The 21,735-nt window shown below is 71.0% G+C and carries 17 protein-coding genes and 3 tRNA genes; 14 read left to right on the top strand and 6 right to left on the bottom strand.

Going from position 1 to position 21,735, the window contains the following annotated elements:
* The first annotated feature begins 85 nt into the window (after window positions 1-85).
* Complete coding sequence (locus ABZ463_RS12950; RefSeq protein ID WP_352011645.1) at window positions 86-1,186, top strand: HesA/MoeB/ThiF family protein; 1,101 nt, start codon at window positions 86-88, stop codon at window positions 1,184-1,186.
* Here the strand turns inward: ABZ463_RS12950 and ABZ463_RS12945 are convergent.
* Genes ABZ463_RS12945 through ABZ463_RS12935 form a run of 3 tightly spaced genes read right to left on the bottom strand, consistent with a single transcriptional unit; the run spans window position 1,165 to window position 4,056 of the window.
* Window positions 1,165-2,166, bottom strand: coding sequence for a phosphotransferase (locus tag ABZ463_RS12945; RefSeq protein WP_352011644.1), 1,002 nt, complete (start codon window positions 2,164-2,166; stop codon window positions 1,165-1,167). The genes ABZ463_RS12950 and ABZ463_RS12945 overlap by 22 nt on opposite strands.
* Before the next feature lie 4 nt (window positions 2,167-2,170).
* A complete protein-coding gene (locus ABZ463_RS12940) occupies window positions 2,171-2,818 on the bottom strand; it encodes a response regulator transcription factor (protein WP_352011643.1) in 648 nt (215 codons plus the stop codon).
* Entirely contained in the window at window positions 2,809-4,056 is a 1,248-nt protein-coding gene (locus tag ABZ463_RS12935; RefSeq protein ID WP_352011642.1) for a sensor domain-containing protein, read from the bottom strand. Before ABZ463_RS12935 ends, ABZ463_RS12940 begins: the two co-directional genes overlap by 10 nt.
* A 196-nt stretch (window positions 4,057-4,252) precedes the next feature.
* Here ABZ463_RS12935 and ABZ463_RS12930 point away from each other — a divergent pair, with 196 nt between their 5' ends.
* Together ABZ463_RS12930 and ABZ463_RS12925 are read left to right on the top strand one after the other, a co-directional pair.
* Complete coding sequence (locus ABZ463_RS12930) at window positions 4,253-5,554, top strand: acyltransferase family protein (RefSeq protein ID WP_352011641.1); 1,302 nt, start codon at window positions 4,253-4,255, stop codon at window positions 5,552-5,554.
* Window positions 5,555-5,626: 72 nt separating this feature from the next.
* Entirely contained in the window at window positions 5,627-8,119 is a 2,493-nt protein-coding gene (locus ABZ463_RS12925; RefSeq protein WP_352011640.1) for a DUF3516 domain-containing protein, read from the top strand.
* Window positions 8,120-8,127: 8 nt separating this feature from the next.
* Here ABZ463_RS12925 and ABZ463_RS12920 read toward each other — a convergent pair whose 3' ends face one another.
* Entirely contained in the window at window positions 8,128-8,505 is a 378-nt protein-coding gene (locus ABZ463_RS12920; protein ID WP_352011639.1) for an MmcQ/YjbR family DNA-binding protein, read from the bottom strand.
* Window positions 8,506-8,559: 54 nt separating this feature from the next.
* Between ABZ463_RS12920 and ABZ463_RS12915 the strand changes: the two genes are divergently transcribed.
* Window positions 8,560-9,084, top strand: coding sequence for a DUF2087 domain-containing protein (locus tag ABZ463_RS12915; protein WP_352011638.1), 525 nt, complete (start codon window positions 8,560-8,562; stop codon window positions 9,082-9,084).
* 24 nt (window positions 9,085-9,108) lie between these two features.
* On the opposite strand, the gene dusB is transcribed toward ABZ463_RS12915, so the two are convergent.
* Window positions 9,109-10,224 (bottom strand): tRNA dihydrouridine synthase DusB, encoded by a 1,116-nt coding sequence (dusB, locus tag ABZ463_RS12910; RefSeq protein ID WP_362775811.1) that lies wholly within the window; start codon window positions 10,222-10,224, stop codon window positions 9,109-9,111.
* 237 nt (window positions 10,225-10,461) lie between these two features.
* On the opposite strand from dusB, the gene ABZ463_RS12905 reads away from it, so the two are divergent.
* From ABZ463_RS12905 to ABZ463_RS12875, 7 genes are all read left to right on the top strand, one after another.
* Window positions 10,462-10,533, top strand: a tRNA-Gly gene (locus ABZ463_RS12905).
* Between the two features lie 25 nt (window positions 10,534-10,558).
* Window positions 10,559-10,629 (top strand) — tRNA-Cys (locus ABZ463_RS12900).
* A gap of 15 nt (window positions 10,630-10,644) precedes the next feature.
* Window positions 10,645-10,719, top strand: a tRNA-Val gene (locus tag ABZ463_RS12895).
* 124 nt (window positions 10,720-10,843) lie between these two features.
* Complete coding sequence (locus ABZ463_RS12890; RefSeq protein ID WP_362775809.1) at window positions 10,844-11,338, top strand: hypothetical protein; 495 nt, start codon at window positions 10,844-10,846, stop codon at window positions 11,336-11,338.
* Window positions 11,339-11,467: 129 nt separating this feature from the next.
* Window positions 11,468-12,010 (top strand): RNA 2'-phosphotransferase, encoded by a 543-nt coding sequence (locus ABZ463_RS12885; RefSeq protein ID WP_352011635.1) that lies wholly within the window; start codon window positions 11,468-11,470, stop codon window positions 12,008-12,010.
* The gene (locus tag ABZ463_RS12880) at window positions 12,007-12,675 is read left to right on the top strand and encodes a hypothetical protein (RefSeq protein ID WP_362775807.1); all 669 of its coding nucleotides are present in this window, start codon (window positions 12,007-12,009) and stop codon (window positions 12,673-12,675) included. Before ABZ463_RS12885 ends, ABZ463_RS12880 begins: the two co-directional genes overlap by 4 nt.
* A gap of 120 nt (window positions 12,676-12,795) precedes the next feature.
* On the top strand, window positions 12,796-13,560 hold the full coding sequence (locus tag ABZ463_RS12875) for a VOC family protein (protein WP_362775805.1): 765 nt from the start codon (window positions 12,796-12,798) through the stop codon (window positions 13,558-13,560).
* Window positions 13,561-13,683: 123 nt separating this feature from the next.
* Here the strand turns inward: ABZ463_RS12875 and ABZ463_RS12870 are convergent, their stop codons facing one another.
* Window positions 13,684-14,301: a transposase family protein gene (locus ABZ463_RS12870; protein ID WP_362775803.1), complete on the bottom strand. Its 618-nt coding sequence runs from the start codon at window positions 14,299-14,301 to the stop codon at window positions 13,684-13,686.
* A gap of 926 nt (window positions 14,302-15,227) precedes the next feature.
* Here ABZ463_RS12870 and ABZ463_RS12865 point away from each other — a divergent pair.
* From ABZ463_RS12865 to ABZ463_RS12855, 3 genes are all read left to right on the top strand, one after another.
* Entirely contained in the window at window positions 15,228-16,226 is a 999-nt protein-coding gene (locus tag ABZ463_RS12865; RefSeq protein WP_352011632.1) for an LLM class flavin-dependent oxidoreductase, read from the top strand.
* Entirely contained in the window at window positions 16,216-17,367 is a 1,152-nt protein-coding gene (locus ABZ463_RS12860; RefSeq protein WP_352011631.1) for an LLM class flavin-dependent oxidoreductase, read from the top strand. Before ABZ463_RS12865 ends, ABZ463_RS12860 begins: the two co-directional genes overlap by 11 nt.
* Window positions 17,368-17,892: 525 nt before the next feature.
* A complete protein-coding gene (locus ABZ463_RS12855) occupies window positions 17,893-21,720 on the top strand; it encodes a Pls/PosA family non-ribosomal peptide synthetase (protein ID WP_362775800.1) in 3,828 nt (1,275 codons plus the stop codon).
* Window positions 21,721-21,735 lie beyond the last annotated feature (15 nt).

Raw genomic sequence — 21,735 nt, 5'->3', positions numbered from 1 at the left:
AGGGTTCCGGCCGGTCCGGTGTCTCCCGAGTGACGCCGGACCGGCCCAGTGAGGTCCTCCGGGGGAGGCCGTGCGGTTACCGAGAGTGAAGAAGGAGCACACCGCCTACCGGCTGGCGGACGGCAGAATCCGGATCGGCGGCCAGGTCTACGGGGTGGCGGAGGAGATCGAGGATCCGGACGGCCTGGTGTGGGAGGCGCTGCGGGCGATGGACGGCACCCGGAGCCCCGCCGAGATCGCCGGGCTCCTGACCGGCCTGCCCGCCGCCGAGGCGGCCGAGCTGGTCGGCGAACTGATCCGCTCCGGTCACGTCGAGGACGCGGGGGCGAGCGCGCCCGAGGAGCTGTCCCCCCGCGAAAGGGAGCGCTACAGCCGCAGCCACGCCTTCTTCCGCTGGGCCGACCTCACCCCGAGAGAGCACGGCTGGGAGGCTCAGCTGCGGCTGCGCCAGGCCCGGGTCCTCCTGATCGGCCTGGGCGGCACCGGGGCGACGGCGGCGCAGGCCCTGGTGGCCTCCGGCGTCGGGACCCTGCACTGCGTCGATCCCGACCTGGTCGAACTGTCGAACCTCAACCGGCAGGTCCTCTACTCCGAACGGGACGTGGGCAGGCCGAAGGCCGAGACCGCCCTGGAGCGGCTGCGCGCCCTCAACTCCGACGTGCGGATCACCGGCGAGCGGGCGCGGACCACCTCCCAGGAGGACCTGGCCCGGCTGATGGACGGCTACGACGTGGTGGCGCTGTGCGCCGACGAACCCGGCGGGCCCGGCGGGATCAGGGTGTGGACGAGCCGGGCGTGCGCGGCCGCCGGGCTGCCGTGGGTCGGCGGCGGCTACAACGGTCCCTTCGTGACGGTCGGCGTCTTCCTGCCCGGACACGGGCTCTGCTACGAGTGCGTCATCGAGGCACAGGAACGGCACAGGAACCTCCAGACCCCGCTGCACGCCGACTCCCTTGGCCTGTCCGTCGACCTCGGCGGCCCCGGCGTCACGGCCGCCTCCGCCGGGATCTCCGGTCACCTGGTCGCCAACGCGGTCGTCAGGACCATCACCCGCGTCCCCGAGATCCACGCGAACTTCATCCACGGCGTCAACCTGATCGCGCCCGACCAGCTCGTCTTCCGCGAGTACGGCGAGGCCGGAAGGTGCGACAGCTGCCGCGGGCCTCACAGTCTCCCGGACAGGTAGCGCTCGGCCAGCTCGCAGGTTCCCTCGGTGTAGGCGGCGCCGAGTTCGGCTGCGGTCTCCACGCCGGTGTGCGTGCCGATCCAGGCGACCAGCAGCAGGCGGCGGAACATGACGAACGTCCAGACCTCCGCCTCGTCCCGCGCGGGCAGGGGGGTGACGGCGCGATAGCCCCGCAGCCAGGCGTCGACCAGTTCGGGGACCCTGGGGTCGTGCTCGATGAAGCTGAGCGCTGCGGCCAGGTCGTAGAGGTACCACCCGAAACCGCAGTCGTCGAAGTCGATCACGCTGGGCTCCCCGCCACCGGTCACCAGCAGGTTGGCCAGGCGCAGATCCGCGTGGATCAGGCCGTAGCGCTCCGGGCCCCGGCCGAAGCGGCGCAGCCGTTCCCGCAGCCGCGCGTCGAGCCGCCCCAGTACGGCACGGGCCCGGTCGTCGACGCCCACCCCGTCCCGCCAGCGGCCCCAGCGCGACTCGACGCCCAGGGCCGCGTCGTGGTCCCAGTGGAAACGGGTGAACCAGGCGGGGGGCCGCCAGGCGCGCGCGTGCCGGTGCATCCGCGCGGTGAGCGCGCCCAGCCGCTCGAACCCGGCCACCAGGGCGTCGTCCTGGGGCGGTTCTGCGCCCGGCAGGAACTCGAACATCACGCAGTCGCGGGGCTGCGCGCCGGGAACGGTCAGCACCCGCCGTCCCCCGGGCGTGGGAATCACCTCGGGGGTCCTGACCCCGGCCTCACGTCTGAGCGCCTCCAGCCACGCCAGCTCCGACATGATGGCCGGGGCCGAGTGGTAGCCGAGCCGGTGCACCCGCAGGATCCGGCGTTCCCCGGTCGCCGGGTCGTCGATCCGGTAGGTGGCGTTCTCCGACACGTTGATCAGCGTGACCTCGGCGTCCGGCAGGCCGTACAGGCGGGCCGCCTCACGGGCGACGCCGTGCACCCGGGCCAGCACCGCCTCTCCGGCGGACAGGTCGTGGGCCCGCATGTTCCTAGGAGCGCAGGTAGGCCAGGACGGCCAGGACGCGGCGGTGCTGGTCGCCGTCCTCGGCGTAGAGGCCGAGCTTGGCGAAGATGCTGCGGATGTGCTTCTCGACCGCGCCGTCGCTGATCACCAGCTGGCGTCCGATGGCCGGGTTCGACCTGCCCTCCGCCATCAGGCCGAGCACCTCGCGCTCTCTCGGGGTGAGCTGGGCGAGCGGGTCGTCGCGGCGGCGCCGTACCATCAGCTGCGCCACCACCTGCGGGTCGAAGACGGTGCCCCCGGTCGCGACCGCGCGCAGGCCCGCCATGAAGTCGTCGACGTCGACGACCCGGTCCTTGAGCAGATAGCCGACCGCGCCCCTGGCGTCGGCGAGCAGGTCGTCGGCATAGGAGACCTCCACGTACTGGGACAGGATCAGCACCGGCGCGCCCGGCACCCGCCTGCGCGCCTCGACGGCCGCCCGCAGGCCCTCGTCGGTGAAGCTCGGAGGCATCCTGACGTCCACGACCGAGACGTCGGGCCTGTGCTCGGCGACGGCCTCGATCAGCCGGTCACCGTCGCCGACGGCCGCCACCACCTCGCATCCGAACTCCTCAAGCAGCCTGATCAGGCCCTCCCTGATCAGGACTGCGTCGTCGGCCACGACTACCCGCACGGAACCTCCGCCACGATCACCGTCGGCCCGCCCAGCGGTGAGTCGACCGCGAGTGTCCCGTCGACCGCCTTGAGACGGTCGGTCAGGCCGGACAGGCCATGTCCCTTGGCGGTGTGCGCACCGCCGACCCCATCATCCCCGATGGTCAGCATGAGGACGCCACCGGCCTTGCTCAGCGTCACCGTGCAGACGTTCGCGTGGCTGTGCTTGGCCACGTTGGTCAGGGACTCGGCGACCACGAAGTAGACGGTGTTCTCGATGGCGGCGGCGAAGCGGCCGGTGATCTGGATGTCGAGCTCGACCGGGATCGTGCAGCGGCCGGCCAGCGCGGCGAGGGCGGGGGCCAGTCCCCGGTCGGTGAGGATGGGGGGCGCGATGCCCCGGGAGAGGGCCCGCAACTCGTCCAGGGTCTCCCTGGTCGAGGTGATGGCCTGGCTGAGCATCTCCTCGACCGCCTGCGGGTCGCGCTTGAGCTGGCGCTGGGCCCGGGACAGGTCCATGGCCAGGGAGACCAGGCGCTGCTGCGGCCCGTCGTGGATGTCGCGTTCGAGACGGCGCAGCGCGTTCGCCTCGGCGGAGACCGCGGCCGCCCGGCCCTGGGCCAGGTCGTCGATGCGCTCGTGCAGTTCGGCGACGCCGGTCAGCATGGCGCGGCCGAGGCCCGCCCGCACCAGCGCGGCGCCGTGCAGCATCAACGGCAGGGTGACGGCGAACAGCACCCCGATGGCGGTGTTGAACGCCACCTCGACCACGGCGCTGTCGCCGAACCCGAGCAGTTCGGCGAGTCCGTGGTTGTCCGGCATCCTGGCGATGGCCCATCCGTAGATCGGGTAGGTCAGCCCCAGGATCGTGCCCGCCCACCAGACGACCGCGACGACGAAGGTCAGGATGGCCAGCGGGAGGGACACGATGCCGTAGAGCAGGTCGAGCCACGACTGCCCGCTGGTCAGCGGGTTCACCATGCGGCGGAACGCTCCGGCGCGCTCCGGTGCCGGCCGGTAGCGCGGCCTGGGCACGGGACGGCCGAGTATCTCGGGCAGCATCCGCCGCTCCACATCGGCCATGCCACGCGCCATCATGAGCGTTCCCGCCAGAATCGGCAGACCGACCCAGACGACCACCGTTCCGACGCCCGCGGAGAAACCCACCACCGCCAGGACGAAGAAGACGAGGGAAAGCGGGAACCCGGCGATCAGATATCGGGTGTCGGAGCCGATGCGGCGCAAGACGGTTCTCATGCCGCCAACCGTATGAGCGCCGTAGCGGTCCTTCGACCCTGCGTGCCGGTGTCAAGGGGTGGGGTTTTCCCTACCCCGGGCAGGGGGGTGACGGCGAGGTCAAGACGGATGCGTGCGTTACTGCGCCGGCACGGGGCCGCGCGGGAGGGTCGTCTCACCGGCCCCTCCCCGAGTTCTCCCGAGAATCGAGACCCCCGTGACCCTCATCGCCCCCCGTTCGACGGCCCGCTCCGCACCGCCTCCTCCGGGACGTGACCCTTTTCTGGACGTTCTGCGTGTGTTCGGCATGGCCCTGGTCGTGCTCCAGCACTGGAGCATGCCGGTGCTCTCGTTCGCCGAGGGCCGGATCACCACGGGGAACGCGCTGGCGACGGGCTGGGCGTGGGCGATCACCTGGATCAGCCAGGTGATGCCGCTGGTGTTCTTCGCCGGGGGCGCGGCCAACGCGATCAGCTGGCGCGCGGCCGTACGGCGTGGGGAGACGATCCCGGTCTGGCTGGCGGCGCGGCTGCGCAGGCTGGCCCTGCCCGTTGTGCCGCTGGCCGCGGTCTGGATCCCGCTGCCGCACCTGCTGCTCGCCCTGGGCGTTCCGCAGCAGCCGGTGGTCACGGCCGCGCGGCTGGCCGGGCAGTTGCTGTGGTTCCTGGCGGTCTACCTGGTCGTGGTCGCGCTGACCCCGCGGATGCTCAGGCTCAACATGGTGTACGGCTGGCGCGTGCCCGTGGCCCTGTCCGCCGGGGCCGTGGTGGCCGACGTCGCGCGTTTCACCAGCGGGCTTGAGGTGATCGGGTTCGTCAACGTCGGACTGGTCTGGCTGGCCGTGCACCAGCTCGGTTTCCTCTACGCCGACGGGCGCCTTGGCCGCCCCTGGCTGCTGGCACTCGCCGGGTACGGCACGGCGGCCGCCCTGGTGGCCTTCGGCCCGTATCCGGGCAGCATGATCGGGATGCCGGGGGCGGCCGTCTCGAACATGGCGCCGCCGACGATCGCGCTGCTGGCGGTCGGCGTCGGCCAGATCGGGCTCGCCGCCGCGCTGCGCCCGTGGATCACGGAGTTCGCGGGATGGCCCGGGGTCGCCAGGGCACTGCGCTGGGCCGGTTCCAGGATGATGACCGTCTACCTGTGGCACATGAGCGCGTTGTTCGTGGTGACCGCGGTGGTCGTGGTGGGTCTCGGTGTCTCGACGCCGGAGCCGGGGACGTCCGCGTGGCTGTCCGGATGGCCGCACTGGCTGCTCGTGCTCGTCCTGGCGCTGTGGCCGCTGCTGCGGGGGTTCGCCAGGTTCGAGGCGGCGGGCGCGGCCTCGCCGTACCGGGGCGGGACGGCCAGGATCGTGGTGGCCGGGGCGCTGACCGGGGCGGGGCTGCTGATCTTCACCGTGATGGGCTTCGTTCCCGGGCCGGTGCCGATGGTGGGGGCGGGCATGCTGGTGACGGGCCTGTTGCTCGGCCACTCCCCGGTTTCAACACCCCGTCAAATCCCGATTTATCGTGATTAAGTGGGGCGGTTCCGGCGCGTGGTGGCCGCCGGGCCGGTCCGACCACCTCCAGTTCTTCGGCAGTATTGAACCGTGAGCCTTGTAGATCGCCTGCCAGAAGAGATCGACGCCGACCCCGACACCATCTTCGACGCCTTCGTCGAGTGGAACGCCGAGCGTGGGCTCACCCTCTATCCCGCCCAGGAGGAGGCGCTGATAGAGGTCGTCTCGGGCAACAACCTGATCCTGTCGACCCCGACCGGCTCGGGAAAGAGCCTGGTCGCGGCCGGAGCGCACTTCGTCGCGCTCACCCGGGACGTGCGCACCTTCTACACCGCGCCGATCAAGGCCCTGGTCTCGGAGAAGTTCTTCGACCTGTGCGCGATCTTCGGCACCGAGAACGTCGGCATGATGACCGGGGACGCCAGCGTGAACCCCGGCGCCCCCGTCATCTGCTGCACCGCGGAGATCCTCGCCAACGTCGCGCTGCGCGACGGCGCCCAGGCCGACATCGGCCAGGTCGTGATGGACGAGTTCCACTTCTACGCCGAACCCGACCGGGGCTGGGCCTGGCAGGTGCCGCTGATCGAACTGCCGAACGTGCAGTTCATCCTGATGTCGGCGACGCTGGGCGACGTCACCAGGTTCGAGGCCGACCTCACCCGCCGCACCGGCAGGCCGACCGCGGTCGTCAAGCACGCCGAGCGCCCGGTGCCCCTGGTCTACTCCTACCGGCTCACCCCCCTCCACGAGACCCTGGAGGAGATGCTCACCACCAACCAGTACCCGGTCTACGTCGTCCACTTCACCCAGGCCGCGGCCATGGAGCGGGCACAGGCCCTGATGAGCATCAACATGTCGACCAAGGCGGAGAAGGAGGCCATCTCCGCCATGATCGGCAACTTCCGGTTCACCACGCGCTTCGGCCGCGCCCTGTCCCGTCTCGTACGGCACGGCATCGGCGTGCACCACGCGGGAATGCTGCCCAAGTACCGCAGACTGGTCGAACGGCTCGCCCAGGCGGGCCTGCTGAAGGTCATCTGCGGCACCGACACCCTCGGCGTCGGCGTCAACGTGCCGATCAGGACGGTGCTGTTCACCGCGCTGAGCAAATACGACGGCAACAAGGTACGGCGGCTGCGCGCCCGCGAGTTCCACCAGATCGCCGGACGCGCGGGCCGGGCGGGCTTCGACACCATCGGCTACGTCGCCTGCCAGGCCCCGGAACACGTCATCGAGAACGAACGGGCCCTGGCCAAGATCGGCGACGACCCCAAGCGGCGGCGCGGCTACTCCCGCAAGAAGCCGCCGGAGGGCTTCGTCGGCTGGAGCGAGGAGACCTTCGAGAAGCTGCAGACCGCCGAACCCGAACCGCTGACCTCCCGGTTCAAGGTCAGCAACGCGATGCTCCTGGCGGTGATCAACCGGCCGGGCGACTGCTACGCCGCGATGAAACACCTGCTCACCGACAACCACGAGGACCGCAAACTGCAGCGGCGGCACATCAGCCAGGCCATCGCGATCTACCGCTCCCTGCTGGCCGGCGGCGTGGTCGAGAAGCTTCCCGAGGCCGACGAACAGGGCAGGATGGCCCGGCTCACCGTCGACCTGCAGGAGGACTTCGCACTCAACCAGGCGCTGTCCACCTTCGCCCTCGCCAGCCTCGAACTGCTGGACATGGAGTCGCCCTCCTACGCCCTGGACATGGTCTCGATCATCGAGTCCATCCTCGACGACCCGAGGCAGATCCTGTCCGCCCAGCTCAACAAGGCCAGGGGGGAGGCCGTCGCGCAGATGAAGGCCGACGGCGTCGAGTACGAGGAGCGGATGGAGCTCCTCAACGAGGTCACCTACCCGATGCCGCTCGCCGACCTGCTGCTGGGCGCCTACGAGACCTACCGCCGCGGTCACCCCTGGGTCGGCGACTACACCGTCAGCCCGAAGTCGGTCGTCAGGGACATGTACGAACGGGCGATGACCTTCGCCGACTACGTCCAGTTCTACGAGCTGGCCAGGTCGGAGGGCACCGTACTGCGCTATCTCGCCGACGCCTACCGCACCCTGTCACGGACCATCCCCGAGCACCTCAAGACCGAGGACCTCATCGACCTCATCGAATGGCTCGGCGAACTGGTCCGGCAGGTCGACTCCAGCCTCCTGGACGAGTGGGAGCAGCTGCAGAACCCCTCCGGCGAGATCGAGGCGCCCTCCCTTGAGGAGAAGACCAAGCCCGTCACCGCCAACAGCCGCGCCTTCCGGGTGCTGGTGCGCAACGCGATGTTCCGGCTGGTCGAGCTGGCCGCCGTGGAGAGGGAGGAGGAACTGGCCGAGCTGGCCCCCGACGTCGACTGGGGAGCCGCGCTCGACGCCTACTACGACGACCACGACGAGATCGGCACCGGCCCCGACGCCCGTGGCCCCGGCCTGCTCCGCATCGAGGAGGAGAAGGAGTTCTGGCGGGTCCGCCAGGTCATCGCCGACCCGGCGGGCGACGGCGACTGGGGCATCGACGCCCAGGTCGACCTGGGCGCCTCCGACGAGGAGGGCCGCGCTGTCGTGCATGTGATCGGCCTGAATCGGTTGTAACGGGGTTTTCAGTCGTCCACCAGGTCCGGGGACAGGGGGACCAGGCCCAGGCGGCGCTCGTGGTCGGCGGCCAGGGAGCGGGGAGCGGTCAGGCACCAGGCCTCGGTGACCACCTCGGTCAGCTCCTCGGGGTCGGCCAGCGACAGGCGGATCTCGACCCAGCCGAACTGGCCGCTGGTCCACGACCGGCCGTAGACCTCCGGACTCTCGCCGACCATCGCCGCCTGCTCGGCCAGGGTCGCCTTGAGCTGCGCGCTCTGCTTGGCCTCCGACAGGTAGCCGAAGCCCTTGCCCCTCACCCTGAGCCCGACCCACTCCTCACTGTGCTGGACCAGCTCGACCTCCGGCAGCGAGGACGCGATCCGCAGGAACTCATCAGGGCTCACTCCGCGACTGTGCATGGTGCAGAACTACCAGAGGGGACCGACAAGAATGGGGGCATGAGCGACGAGGCGATCAGGCAGGTGCTCGGCCTGCTCTACCAGGAGGACACGCTGCGGGTGTTCTCCACCCTGGTCCTGGGAGGCGCCCCCGAGGAGGCCGGGCCCGACAGGCAGGTCGTGCGGCGGGCGCTGGACAGGCTGGAGCGTGGCGGGCTTGCCGTACGGGACGAGAAGGGGAACTGGGAGGCGCGGCGGGAACGGTTCCGTGAGCTGCTGCACGCCTCGGCCAAGCCCGCCGAGCCCGCGGTCTCGGCTGAGGAGAGGATTCTGCGGTCCTTCCTCGTCGAGGGACGGCTCAGGGCTATCCCCAGCAAACGGGACAAGCAGCTGGTCGTGCTGAACTACATCGTCCAGGTCTTCGAACCCGGGGTCCGCTACCCGGAGAAGGACGTGGACGTCACGCTGCGCGCCTTCCACGACGACTACGCGGCGCTGCGCCGCTATCTGGTGGACGAGGGGCTGCTGAGCCGGGAGAACAACGTCTACTGGCGCAGCGGCGGCCCGGTCGACACGGTCGGCTGACCGGGCCTGGGCCGTGGGCTCCGGTCAGCCGCCCGAGACCTCCAGCTCGGCGTCCGGGACGACGATCTCGTAGGGGTCGTCCAACCAGCCGGCGGGCAGGTGGACGCGCTCACGCGGATGGGTCTTGCCGCGCGGGGTGTCGGCGCCCTCGGGCCAGGACTGGCCGGGGTCCAACTCGGCCAGCCCCCGCCTGAGATCGTCCAGGGTCTCCGCGGTGGCCAGGCGGCGGCGCAGGTCGGCGCCGACCACGAAGCCCTTGAGGTACCAGCCGACGTGTTTGCGGAAGTCGGCGACGGCGTGCTGCTCGCTGCCGAAGCACTCGGTGAGCAGCGTCGCGTGCCGGTCCATCGTCGCGGCGACCTGTCCCAGCGTCGGCCTGGCCACCTCGGCGCCACCGTCGCACGCCGCCGCCAGGTCGGCGAACAGCCAGGGGCGCCCCAGACAGCCCCGGCCGACGACGACACCGTCGCAGCCCGTCCGCGCCATCATCCGCATCGCGTCCTCGGCGCTCCAGATGTCGCCGTTGCCGAGCACCGGGATCTCGGTCACCGCCTCCTTCAGCCGCGCGATGGAGTCCCAGTCGGCCGTGCCGCCGTAGTGCTGCACCGCCGTACGGCCGTGCAGGGCGACCGCGGCGATCCCCTCCTCGACGGCGATGCGCCCGGCGTCCAGGTAGGTGAGGTGGTCGTCGTCGATGCCCTTGCGCATCTTCATCGTCACCGGCAGCGTCCCCGCGTTGCGCACGGCCTCACGCAGAATGGCCCGCAGCAGGTTCCGCTTGTACGGCAGCGCCGACCCGCCGCCTCGCCGGGTCACCTTGGGCACCGGGCAGCCGAAGTTGAGGTCGACGTGGTCGGCCAGGTCCTCCTCCGCGACCATGCGGACCGCCCTGCCCACGGTCGCCGGATCGACCCCGTAGAGCTGGAGGCTGCGCGGGCTCTCGCCGGGGCCGAAGCGGATCATCTTGAGCGTCTTGGCGTTGCGCTCGACCAGCGCCCTGGTGGTGATCATCTCGCAGACGAACAGCCCCCCGCCCTGCTCCCGGCACAGCGTGCGGAACGGCGCGTTGGTGATGCCCGCCATGGGGGCGAGGACCACCGGAGGCCAGACCTCGAGCGACCCCAGTTTCAACGACTCCACCTGGTGTTTCTACCGCACTGAGCCCGATGGGACGAATTCCGCCTGGACGGGGTGGACCCACGCCGACAGTCGCCGACGGTGGAGGACAGGACGCTCCTGCGGCCACGGATCACCTGCCCGCCGTCGAACGTGGTTTCGCCGCGTCTCCGCGGCCTCGGCTGACCGCGGTTACGCAAGCACTCGGAAAACCCGCTAGAGTTCTCTCGTTGCCGCAGGGAAAACACCCGGCGAAAACACGCGGAAGTGGCTCAGTGGTAGAGCATCACCTTGCCAAGGTGAGGGTCGCGGGTTCGAATCCCGTCTTCCGCTCGAAGGGTCTTCGGGCTCTCACTCCGGTGGAGTGGCCGAGAGGCGAGGCAACGGCCTGCAAAGCCGTGTACACGGGTTCAAATCCCGTCTCCACCTCTGGTTCTTCAACGAGGACGATTAGCTCAGCGGGAGAGCGCTTCCCTGACACGGAAGAGGTCACAGGTTCAATCCCTGTATCGTCCACCAGAATTCACCGCCAGGCCCGGCCTGGTCGACGGACAGACGAAGCTCCAGCTCACGGCGCGCGCCGAGAGTCTGGGGCTTTTGTCGTTTCCGGCCGATCCCCTCGCCGGTACCGATGTTCGTCCCGTTGCCCGGCTTTCCTCCCACGAAGGACTGCGACGATCCGGAGATCAAGGCCTGGCTGCTGCGGTACGGCTTCCGCAACGACATCATGAACGAGTACCTGGCCCACCTCGCGGCCACGACCGGTGACCTGTACTCGGCGCTCCTCGAAGCGGAGGTCGACGACGCCCTGCTCGACGGCGCGGGGGACATACTGACCGCCCTGGCACAGGGTGGGCCGGCCGAGGACATGGACGACTACCCCGACGCCCTGCCCGTCATCCGCCGCTTCGCCGAGCTCCTCGCCACCCGGCAGGCCACTCTCGGCAGGCTGAACAGCCTGCTCAGCGTCCTGGCCTTCCTCCGCACGTCTCCGGACGACTCCCCCTGGGCCGCCCTGTCCGTCTGGCCCGAGGAGGCCGTACCCGATCAGGCCCGGGACTGGGTACGGCGGGCCTCGGCCGTCGAGCCGGACGAGGGCACCCGCACCGAGATGCTCGCCTTCCTCCGGGACCGGTGACCGGACGAACGCCGGGGCGGGCGAGCGCGAAAACGTGTTGGCCCGCCCCGCGCGGACGCGTGAGAATCCATGGGAAACGGTGGAGGCCGCCCGCCCGCAGCACGGGTGCGGCGTCCTGGAAAGGCTGTGATGGACGAACGGCGGACGGTGCGGATCTCCAAGTATCTCGCCAAGCACCTGCGGCACCGGCCCGAGCGGATCGGGATCACCCTCGACGCCGGTGGCTGGGTCGAGGTCGACACGCTCCTGACGGCCGCCGCCGCGCACGGCTTCCCCTTCTCCCCGGCCGAGCTGGAACAGGTCGTCGCCGACAACGACAAGCGGAGATACGTCATCGAGGACGGCCGCATCCGGGCCAACCAGGGCCACTCCGTCGCCGTCGACCTCGGCCTTCCCGTGGCGGAGCCGCCCGCGACCCTCTACCACGGCACGGTCGCGCGCAACCTGGCCGCGATCCGCGCCGAGGGGTTGCGGCCGATGAACCGCCACCACGTGCACCTCTCCCCCGACCGGGAGACCGCGACCCGGGTCGGATCCCGCAGGGGTGTCCCGGTCGTCCTCGTCGTGGACGCCGCGGCGATGCGGGCCGCGGGTCACGAGTTCCGGATCAGTGCCAACGGCGTCTGGCTCACCGACCACGTTCCCCCGTCGTTCCTGCGCCTTCCCGGATGACGCGCTCTTCCCGGACGGGACAGCGGATGCGGATCAGCCGGGTACGGCTCGGCCGCGACGAGTACCGGGTGCTGTGGCCCGACCGGCCACCACGACGGGCCTTCCTCTTCGACGACGGAGGCTGGGCCCTGGCCATGTATGTGGACGGTGAGGCGGCGGCCGTACTGGCCGTGGCGTGGGGGCTGGCCGCGCGTTCCCGTCACTCGCTGGTCCACCTGCCCATGCGGGCCAACCTCCCGCCGGAGGAACCGGCTCCTGACTCCGGTGTGGAGCCCCTGGACCTGGTGCTCGTCCACCACTCCATGCGGTTCCCCCCGTCGCGCTGGCCCGCCGTACGGGCCAGGCTGGGGACGGGACGTCCGCACACCGTGTCGCCTCCCGGGGACGTCTTCCCCGACGCGGGCATGATCGACCACGACCGGGTCGCCCACCGGGAGTATCACGACCACCTCCACTTCGCCGTGGCCGCCAGGACGCTTTTCGTCGTCGGCGGTCCAGAGGCGTTCCGGCGCACGGGCGCCACCATGATCCGTCCGCTGGTCACCGAGGCCCCCGCCCATCTGGCGGAGCGGCCGGACGGCCACTTCTGCGCGGAGATCGACTTCGGCCGGCGGAGACGTTCGGGCAGATTGCACGTCGAATATCGGCCGACCTGGGCCCTCTGATCGCGCGCCGGGAATTGTCGGTCGCCTCTGCGATGCTGTGCGCGATCCGAAGGGGGCGCCTTCCCGCAGTGGTGGTCTCCGGAGGACACGTCCTTGATCCTCCTCCTCAGGAAGCACGCCATGATCACCACTGACCACGTCCCCGGCGCCCCCGGCTGGATCGACCTGGGTTCGCCCGACGTCGCGGCCTCGGCCGCCTTCTACGGCTCCCTGTTCGGCTGGAGTTTCCAGGCCGCCGGTCCCGAGGCCGGAGACTACGGTTTCCTCCAGCTCGACGGCAGGACCGTCGCCGCAGTCGGGCCGCTCGACGTGGGGGCGACCTCCGCCTGGACCCTCTACTTCGGCACCGACGACGCCGATGCCACGGCCAAGGCCGTCGAGCAGGCGGGCGGCACGGTGCGCTTCGGTCCCCACGACGTCTTCGGCGAGGGCCGGATGGCCGGTTTCACCGACCCCGAGGGGGCCGAGTTCGCCGTCTGGCAGCCCATCGCGACCACGGGTTTCGACCTGGCCACCGTCCCCGGCTCCCTGACCTGGACCGAACTGTACGTCCCGAACCCCGACGCCGCCCGCTCCTTCTACCAGGCGGTCTTCGGATGGCGGGCCCAGGAGACTCCGTTCGGCGACATGACCTACGTCGTGGTCTCCCCCGCCGAGGGGGAGAACGCCGACCAGGGCGGGCTCATGCCGCTTCAGGAGGGTGGCAGGCCGCACTGGCTGCCCTACTTCGAAGTCGCCTCCTGTGAGGCGACCGTGGCCTTGGCCGAGCAGCTCGGCGGGGCCGTCCACGTGCCCGCCTCGGACGTGCCCGGCGTCGGCTGCTTCGCCGTGCTCGCCGACCACCACGGCGCCCTGTTCGCCGTCATCACCAGCACCACCGCCTGAGGCCCCCGAACCGCCCGGCCGTTTCACCGGACGGCCGGGCTCCGGGCTGCTTTCGACCAGGACAGAGCCTTGGCACACAGCCGTTCGCCGGGGGGGACGGCCCAATGACAGTCGGAGAAGAGGTCAGGAGCCAGACGAGGGCTCCGGCTTGTTCTTGCCCTTGTACGGGGTGATGACGGCGGTGCCCCTGATCCATTGGTAATCCTTGTCGGCCGGGGTGAGGATCCCCGCCTTCTCCGGTTCGCGCGGAATGCCCCATGCTCTGGCGGCGGTCAGGTCGTGGGTCTTGCCCGACATCGCGCCGGACGTCCGCAGGATCGCCTCATCCGGACCTGCGATGACCTGCACGTTCATCCCGTGCACCCGATGCCTGCCGGAGAAGTGGGGGCGGTCGGCCCGAACGCGGCCGGTGGGGATGAGCGTCCCGTCCAGGATCACGTGGGTCGGCCCGGCCTTCTTCGCCTTCCGCAACGCCGGTGTGAGCTTGGGTGAGCAGGCTGACAGCAGCATGACGGTCTCCTCCACGTACCGCCAGGCCGTCGTCGCCGACCCCCCGAAGCCGGCGCCGATCTCGGTGAACGTCTCGTCCTTGCGCGGATAGACCAGCACCAGCAGGGCCTGCCGGCCGGGGTCGAGCAGCCGCCACGTCGACCCGATCGCCTTGCGACGACGGCGGATCAGCCCGGCAACGTAGTTCAGCGTTGAACGCGACAAATCGACGGCAGCGCGATAGAACAGCACGCAGAGACCTCTGGTTCGGACGCGGTGATTGTGGTGATCAACCCGCCTAACAGGGGTTTCTCTATGTCACACGCCGAATCCGCAACTCGCGATCATGCTGTGACCAGCGGCCCAGCGCCAGAAGATGAAAAAGGCTCACTAAACCGATAATTCATCTCACAAGCCTCATTATCCATCTCGGCGGAGATCTGGAAATCCCCAGACGTATACGACCGACGAGAAGAACGGATGGATTCGTTCGCGGCACCCCGCAGGTGGAATCGTCACCTTATTGACGTTCACGGCCCGCCGCGAGGGTCTCGAAGGCCCGCGTGAGCGCCAGGCCGTAGCCGTACTCGACAGCCGAGATCACCTCGGTCACGAGGGCCGGGGAGCGCGCCGGTCCCCAGAGCCACGGAAGGGCGACCGGCGGGCCCGGTAGGACGCGGTGGAGAAAGTCGATTTCGCCCTGTCCGTAAAGCCTGCGGGACTTCGAGGACATCTGCCGCGGAGCGCGCCCGCCGGAATCGCGGGGCCTGCCGCCGCGCCGTCGTCATGCCCCGCCGGGAGCCCGTGACGCGGGCCGACGCCGTGGAGGTTCGCCCTGGCGGCGGCGCGTGGCGGGTGACCCTGAAGGCTTCGGCAGTGAACAGGGGTACCTGAAGCCTCACAACCGCCATCTTTTGTGGGAAATATCGGACTCTTCGTGGATTTTGTGGGTTTTTATCTTACGATCACTGTCTGGGGACCCCTGCCCGGCGGCGGGAAAAGTGAGCCCTCCTCGCCGGGCGCAGCACCGAAACACGTTTCCGCAGGACTGAAACCTGAAGTCCCTACGCAGAAAGGATTTCGATGACTGTTCGTTCCGGTATGCACCGGAGTGACGCACTTACGTCCCCTTTCGCCGCTCCGAGGTTTTCCGTGGCGATTCAGCAGGGGGCTCGCACGTGAGACCCGAGTTCCATCTGACCCTGCCCGCAGAGGACGGCACGAGCACCTTTCCCACGTTGCCGGGGTTCGTCACCGACGTACGGCCCAGCGCGGCGGGGCCGTACGAGCGGTTGGCCAGGATCGGCAGGGCGGCCGAGCTGGCCGGACTGGGCGGGGTACTGGCGCCCTTCGACCCCGCGGGACAGGACTCGCTGATCGTGGCCGGAGGGCTGCTGCGCGGTTCCCGGCACATGCGGGTCTCGGCGGAGTTCCACGCGGGAATCGCGACCCCGGTGTACGCGGCCAAGCTGTCGGCGTCGCTGCAACGCTTCTCCGGCGACCGTCTCGACTGGCGGCTGGCCGTCGACCTCGACCCCCGGGTGGCCCGCTCCCAGGGAGACTTCGTCGAGGGCACGGAACGTTACGCCCGCGCCGAGGAGTTCCTCACCGTGGCCAGGGGGGTGTGGCACGAGGAGGACTACGGTTTCGCCGGGCGTTTCTACGAGGTGCTCGGCGGAGGCCTGCTGTTCCCCCTCTCCGGCCGGGAGTTCCCCCGCGTCCAGCTCTCCGGCACCTCCGCCGAGGCGATGTCACTGTCCGCCCGCCACGCCGACCTGCACGTCTTCGGCCCCGAGGACGACCTGGACCCCGCGATCGCCGAACTGCAGGCGCTCGCCGCCCAGTTCGGCCGCGACCTGGCGTACGGCCTGCGCCTGCCTGTGCTGGCCAGGGAGGACGACGACGAGGCGCGCAGGGACGCCCTGCGGCTGTGGCTCCTGCGCTCGGGAACACGGGAGACCTTCCCCGAGCCGGAACGCGGTACGAGACTGTGGCACGGCTTCGGGGGTGCCGGCCTGGTCGGGTCCTACGAGAACGTCGCCGCGGCGATCCGCGGCTACCTCGACAGGGGTGTCTCCGCGTTCTTCCTGGAGGTGGAACCGCACCTGGAGGAGACCTACCGGCTGGGAGAACACCTGCTCCCGCTGTTGGCTAAGGAGATCCATAATGCCGGTTGACTTCTACTGGCGAATGGCCATGGAGGGCGACCAGCCGTCGCTGCGCAGGAAGGGGACCGCGAGCCGGGGCGGTTTCGCCCCCGGCGCGGTCGGCGGGCTGGCGCCCGGCCTCAGGCACGGCAAGCCCGACGGCTACAGTCACGTCGACTATCTGGCGGAGGTGGCCAAGGCGACGGAGGCGTCCGGTTTCGTCGGGGCGTTGCTGCCCTCCTTTCCGCACACCGACGACCCGTGGGCCGCCGCGGCGGCGCTCGCCAGGGAGACCAGCACCTACCGGTTCATGATCGCCTTCCAGCCCGGGTTCCTGCACCCGGTTCAGGCGGCGCGGATGACGGCGAGCCTGCAGCTGGCCACCGGCGGGCGGGCGGTCTACAACGTCATCTCGGGCGGTGGCGGCCCGCAGCAGCTGTGGTGGGGGGACAGGGTCGAGCACGACGACCGCTACGCCCGCACCTCGGAGTTCCTCGACGTGCTCAGGGGGGTCTGGTACGCCGCCGACCACTCCTACGACCACGAGGGCCGCTTCTACCGGGTGCGGGGTGGCGGCCTGCCCCCGGCGCTGGCCGGGCAGCCGTTCCCCGAGGTCTTCTTCACCGGCTCGTCGAAGGCGGCGATCGCCGCGGCGGGCAGGCACGCCGACTACTACCTTTCCTGGCTGGAGCCCCCGGCCGCGCTGGCCGCCAAGTTCGAGCAGGTGCGCGAGCACAGTGTGGGCGTCGGCCGTGCCCCGAGGTTCGCCGTACGGCTCGACGTGCTGGCCAGGGAGACCGAGGAGGAGGCCTGGCAGGAGGTCGAGCGCGGCTGGTCGCGGCCCGGCCCCGCCGCGACCCCGGCCTACGTCGGGCTGGGCGACTCCGTCGGCTGGCAGCGGGGTCAGGACATGGGCTCCGGCGGGAACGGCGCGCGGGGCGGTTACCGCGCGCTTGAGATCTCACCCAACGTGTGGGGCGGGTTCCACGTGCTGCGCGCGGGCCCCGCCTTCGGGCTGGTCGGTGACTACCGGCAGGTGGCGGCGCGGCTCGACGAGCTGATCGGGCTCGGCGTCGAGGCGTTCGTCCTGGGCGGGGTGCCTCACCTTGAGGAGGCCTACCGGGTCGGGGCGCACGTCCTGCCGCTGCTGCGCGGCGCCGCCGTACGATAGCCCGGAAGGTGTGACCGGGGCGGGGGCCCTGGTCCCCCGGCGCCGGGGAAGATCCCAATCCCCTACGCCCGGAAATATCGGTTCGCCTCTCCCTTTAATTAACCCTGCCTTTCTAAAGTGTGAACAAATAATTGCCACGATGATCGACGGGGCATCGTGGACCCACGAGGGCGGCAGGGCGCGGGAGTTTCTCGTCACACACAACGGGAAGAACAGCGGCCGACAATCGGGTTAACTTCCGGGAAAGCCTTCGGACCTGCGACAACGCCACTCGGCACACATCCTGGACCACGCACGGAAAGTGGCAGGAATCACACTCCTCGTACGGCCTCGCACCCCGTGATCGCTTTGACCTGGGGAAGTCGTGGCCCCCCATTGACCAGCCATAACGCCAAAAGACCGAAAATGTCTGAATAGCGGGTGTTCTAGGATCGTCGGATGGCGACGGCAACGAGTGGACTCACAGGGAGCCACATGCGGCGAGCGTGATCCGGCGCGCGCCTCGGTCGTCCGACTGGAGAGACCTTGCATCCGACCACGGTGGACATCGAGCACGCCCCGGCCCAGGCGACCCTCTCGGGAGGGCCCGCCGCGCCCGCCCGCACGCTGATCGACATCCTCGACGAGACCACGCGGCGCCACCCCGACGCCGCCGCCCTCGACGACGGGCGGACCAGGCTCGACTACGCCGGCCTGCGCGAGCGGGTGGACCGGATGGCCCGGGAACTGCGCGCGGCGGGCGTGGGACGCGGCGACCGGGTCGGCATCCGGGTGCCCTCCGGCACCGTCGATCTCTACGTCGCGATCCTGGCCACGCTGACGGCGGGCGCGGCCTACGTGCCGGTCGACGCGGACGACCCCGAGGAGCGGGCCGAGCTGGTCTTCGGCGAGGCCGCGGTGAGCGCCGTCGTGGGCGAGGGCGCGGCGATCACGATCTCCGGTCCCCTCGGCGGTTCCCTGAGCCGGGAGTCCGCCGCGCCTCCCGGCCCCGACGACGACGCGTGGATCATCTTCACCTCGGGTTCGACGGGCAGGCCGAAGGGCGTCGCGGTCTCCCACCGCAGCGCGGCGGCGTTCGTCGACGCCGAGGCCGGCCTGTTCCTGACCGACGAGCCGCTGGGGCCGGGTGACCGGGTGCTGGCCGGGCTCTCGGTCGCCTTCGACGCCTCCTGTGAGGAGATGTGGCTGGCCTGGCGGCACGGCGCCTGCCTGGTCCCCGCGCCCCGCGCGCTGGTGCGCACCGGCATGGACCTGGGTCCCTGGCTGACCGAGATGGGCATCACGGTGGTGTCCACGGTGCCGACGCTGGCCGCGCTCTGGCCGGTCGAGACGCTCGACGACGTCCGGCTGCTGATCTTCGGCGGGGAGGCGTGCCCGCCCGAGCTGGCCGAGCGGCTGGCCGTACCGGGGCGGGAGGTGTGGAACACCTACGGGCCCACGGAGGCGACCGTGGTGGCGTGCGCCGCCCCGCTGACCGGGGAGGGGCCGGTGCGGATCGGCCTGCCGCTGGCCGGGTGGGAGCTGGCCGTCGTCGACGCGGGCGGCGACCCGCTGCCCATGGGCGAGACCGGCGAGCTGGTCATCGGCGGCGTCGGCCTGGCCCGCTACCTGGACCAGGCCAAGGACGCCGAGCGGTACGCCCCGCTGGTCTCCCTCGGCTGGGAGCGCGCCTACCGCAGCGGTGACCTGGTGCGGGCCGAGCCCGAGGGACTGCTGTTCGTCGGCAGGGCGGACGAACAGGTCAAACTGGGCGGACGCCGGATCGAGCTGGGTGAGGTCGACTCCGCCCTGCAGGCGCTGCCCGGCGTCGCGGGGGCCGCGGCCGCGGTGCGCACCACCGGTGGCGGGCACCAGCTGCTCGTCGGCTACGTCGTGCCCGGCGAGGGGTTCGACCAGGCGGACGCCAGGAAGAGGCTGCTCGACGCGCTGCCCGCCGCGCTGGTCCCGCGTATCGCGCTGGTCGAGGAGTTGCCGACCCGCACCTCGGGCAAGATCGACCGTGACGCCCTGCCCTGGCCGCTGCCCCGGCAGGCGCAGCGGCAGGTGGACGTGGACCCGTGGGTGGCCGAGTGCTGGCAGAACGTCCTCGGCGGGACCGAGGGCGACTTCTTCGCCGAGGGCGGTACCAGTCTCGCCGCGGCCCGGCTGGTCTCCGCGCTGCGGGAGCGTCATCCCTCGGTGACCGTCGGGGACGTCTACGAGCACCCGACGCTGCGGCGGCTCGCCGCGCACCTGTCGGCCGGGGACTCCACGGAGACGGCGACCACGAAGCGGGTCGTCGCGCCGATGCCGCGCCGCGCCTCGCTCGTGCAGGCGGCGCTCACCGTGCCGTTGCTCACCGCGGGCGTGCTGCGCTGGCTGGTCGGTCTGGTCGCGCTGACCAATCTGATCGTGCCCGGCGCGCCCGTCGTCTCGTGGTGGTGGGTGCTGGCCGGGACGGTGCTCTTCGTCTCCCCCGCCGGACGGATCGCGCTGGCCGCGGGCGTGGCCAGGCTGCTGCTGCGCGGCCTGCGCCCCGGCTCCTACCCGCGGGGCGGCTCCACGCACCTGAGGCTGTGGTTCGCCGAGCGGTTCGCCGAACGGCTCGGGGTCATGGAGCTGTCGGCCGCGCCCTTCCTGACCCACTACGCGCGGGCGCTGGGCGCCCAGGTGGGCGCGGACGCCGACCTGCACTCCGCCCCGCCCGTCACCGGCATGCTCAAGCTGGGCAGGAACGCCGCCGTCGAGCCCGAGGTCGATCTGAACGGCTACTGGATCGACGGCGACCGGGTACGGGTCGGCGAGATCAAGATCGGCGCCTCCGCCACGATCGGCGCCCGCTCGACCCTGTTCCCCGGCGCGAGGGTCGGCAAGAACGCGCAGGTCGCTCCGGGCTCAGCGGTCGCGGGCGCCGTCCCGGCCGGGGAGCGCTGGGCCGGGGCTCCCGCGATCAGGATGGGCAAGGCTCGCCACACCCCGGGAAGCAGGCCGCCGCGCTCCCCCCGCTGGGCCGCCGTCTACGGCCTGTCCGCGCCACTGCTCGGCCTGGTTCCCGTCGTCGCCGCGCTGCCCGCGCTGGTCGTGCTGATGGGCGGGGCCCCGGCCTCGCCCGCCGAACTGCTGTACCGGGTGCCGGTCGCCACCCTCGTGTGGATGGCCTGCACTGCCCTGTCGATCCTGGTCCTGGTACGGCTGCTCGCGATCGGCCTGCGGCCGGGCAGCCACCCGGTGCACAGCCGCCAGGCCTGGCAGGCGTGGGCGACGGGGCGGCTGATGTCGATGGCACGGGTCTGGCTGTTCCCGCTGTACGCCAGCATGGCGACCCCCGTCTGGCTGCGCGCCCTCGGCATGCGGGTCGGCCGGGACGCCGAGCTGTCCACGGTGCTGGCGCTTCCCTCGATGACCTCCGTCGGAGACGGCGCGTTCCTCGCCGACGACACGATGGTCGCGCCGTACGAGCTGGACGCCGGGCGGCTGCGGGTCGGCCAGGTGCGGATCGGCAAGCGCGCCTTCCTCGGCAACTCGGGGATGACCGCCCCCGGCCGCAAGGTGCCCAAGGACGGGCTGGTCGCGGTGCTGTCCGCCGCGCCGAAGAAGGCCAAGGCCGGTTCGTCCTACCTGGGCATGCCTCCGGTCGAGCTGCGCCGTACCGCCGAGGAGACCGACCGCAGCCGCACCTACGACCCGCCCGCCCGGCTGCGGGCCGCCCGCGCCGCGGTCGAACTGTGCCGTGTCGTGCCCGCGATGTGCACGGTCGCGCTCGCCGTGCTCGTGGCGCTGTGCCTGCTGTGGCTGACCCGTTCGTACGGCTTCGCGGTCGCGGCGCTGCTGGGCGGGGTGGTCCTGCTCGGCGCCGGGGTGCTGGCCGCCGCGGTCACCACCGTGGCCAAGTGGGTCCTGCTCGGCCGGATCACGGTGGGCGACCGGCCGCTGTGGAGCTCCTTCGTCTGGCGCAACGAGCTGGCGGACAACTTCACCGAGGTGCTGGCCGCGCCCTGGTTCGCCAGGATGTGGCTGGGCACCGCGCCGCTGAACCTGTGGCTGCGCTCGATGGGCGCGCGCGTCGGCCGGGGCGTGTGGTGTGAGACGTACTGGCTGCCGGAGATCGACCTGGTGACCCTGGGCGACGGGGTCTCGGTGAACCGGGGCTGCGTGTTGCAGACCCACCTGTTCCATGACCGGGTCATGAGCATCGATACTGTCGTTCTGCGGGACGGGGCGACGCTCGGCCCGCACGGGGTGGTGCTGCCCGCGGCGACGATCGGGGAGAACACCACGGTCGGACCGGCGTCCCTGGTGATGCGCGGCGAGTCGGTGCCTCGGGCGACCCGCTGGTTCGGCAACCCGATCGCGGCGTGGCACAAGCGCGCGTAGGCGTCCCCGCGTCGC

The sequence above is a fragment of the Streptosporangium sp. NPDC020145 genome, assembly GCF_040631275.1.
Taxonomy (GTDB): domain Bacteria; phylum Actinomycetota; class Actinomycetes; order Streptosporangiales; family Streptosporangiaceae; genus Streptosporangium.
Note: the sequence above shows the minus strand (reverse complement) of the source record. Positions and strands in the feature narration are given on the sequence as shown.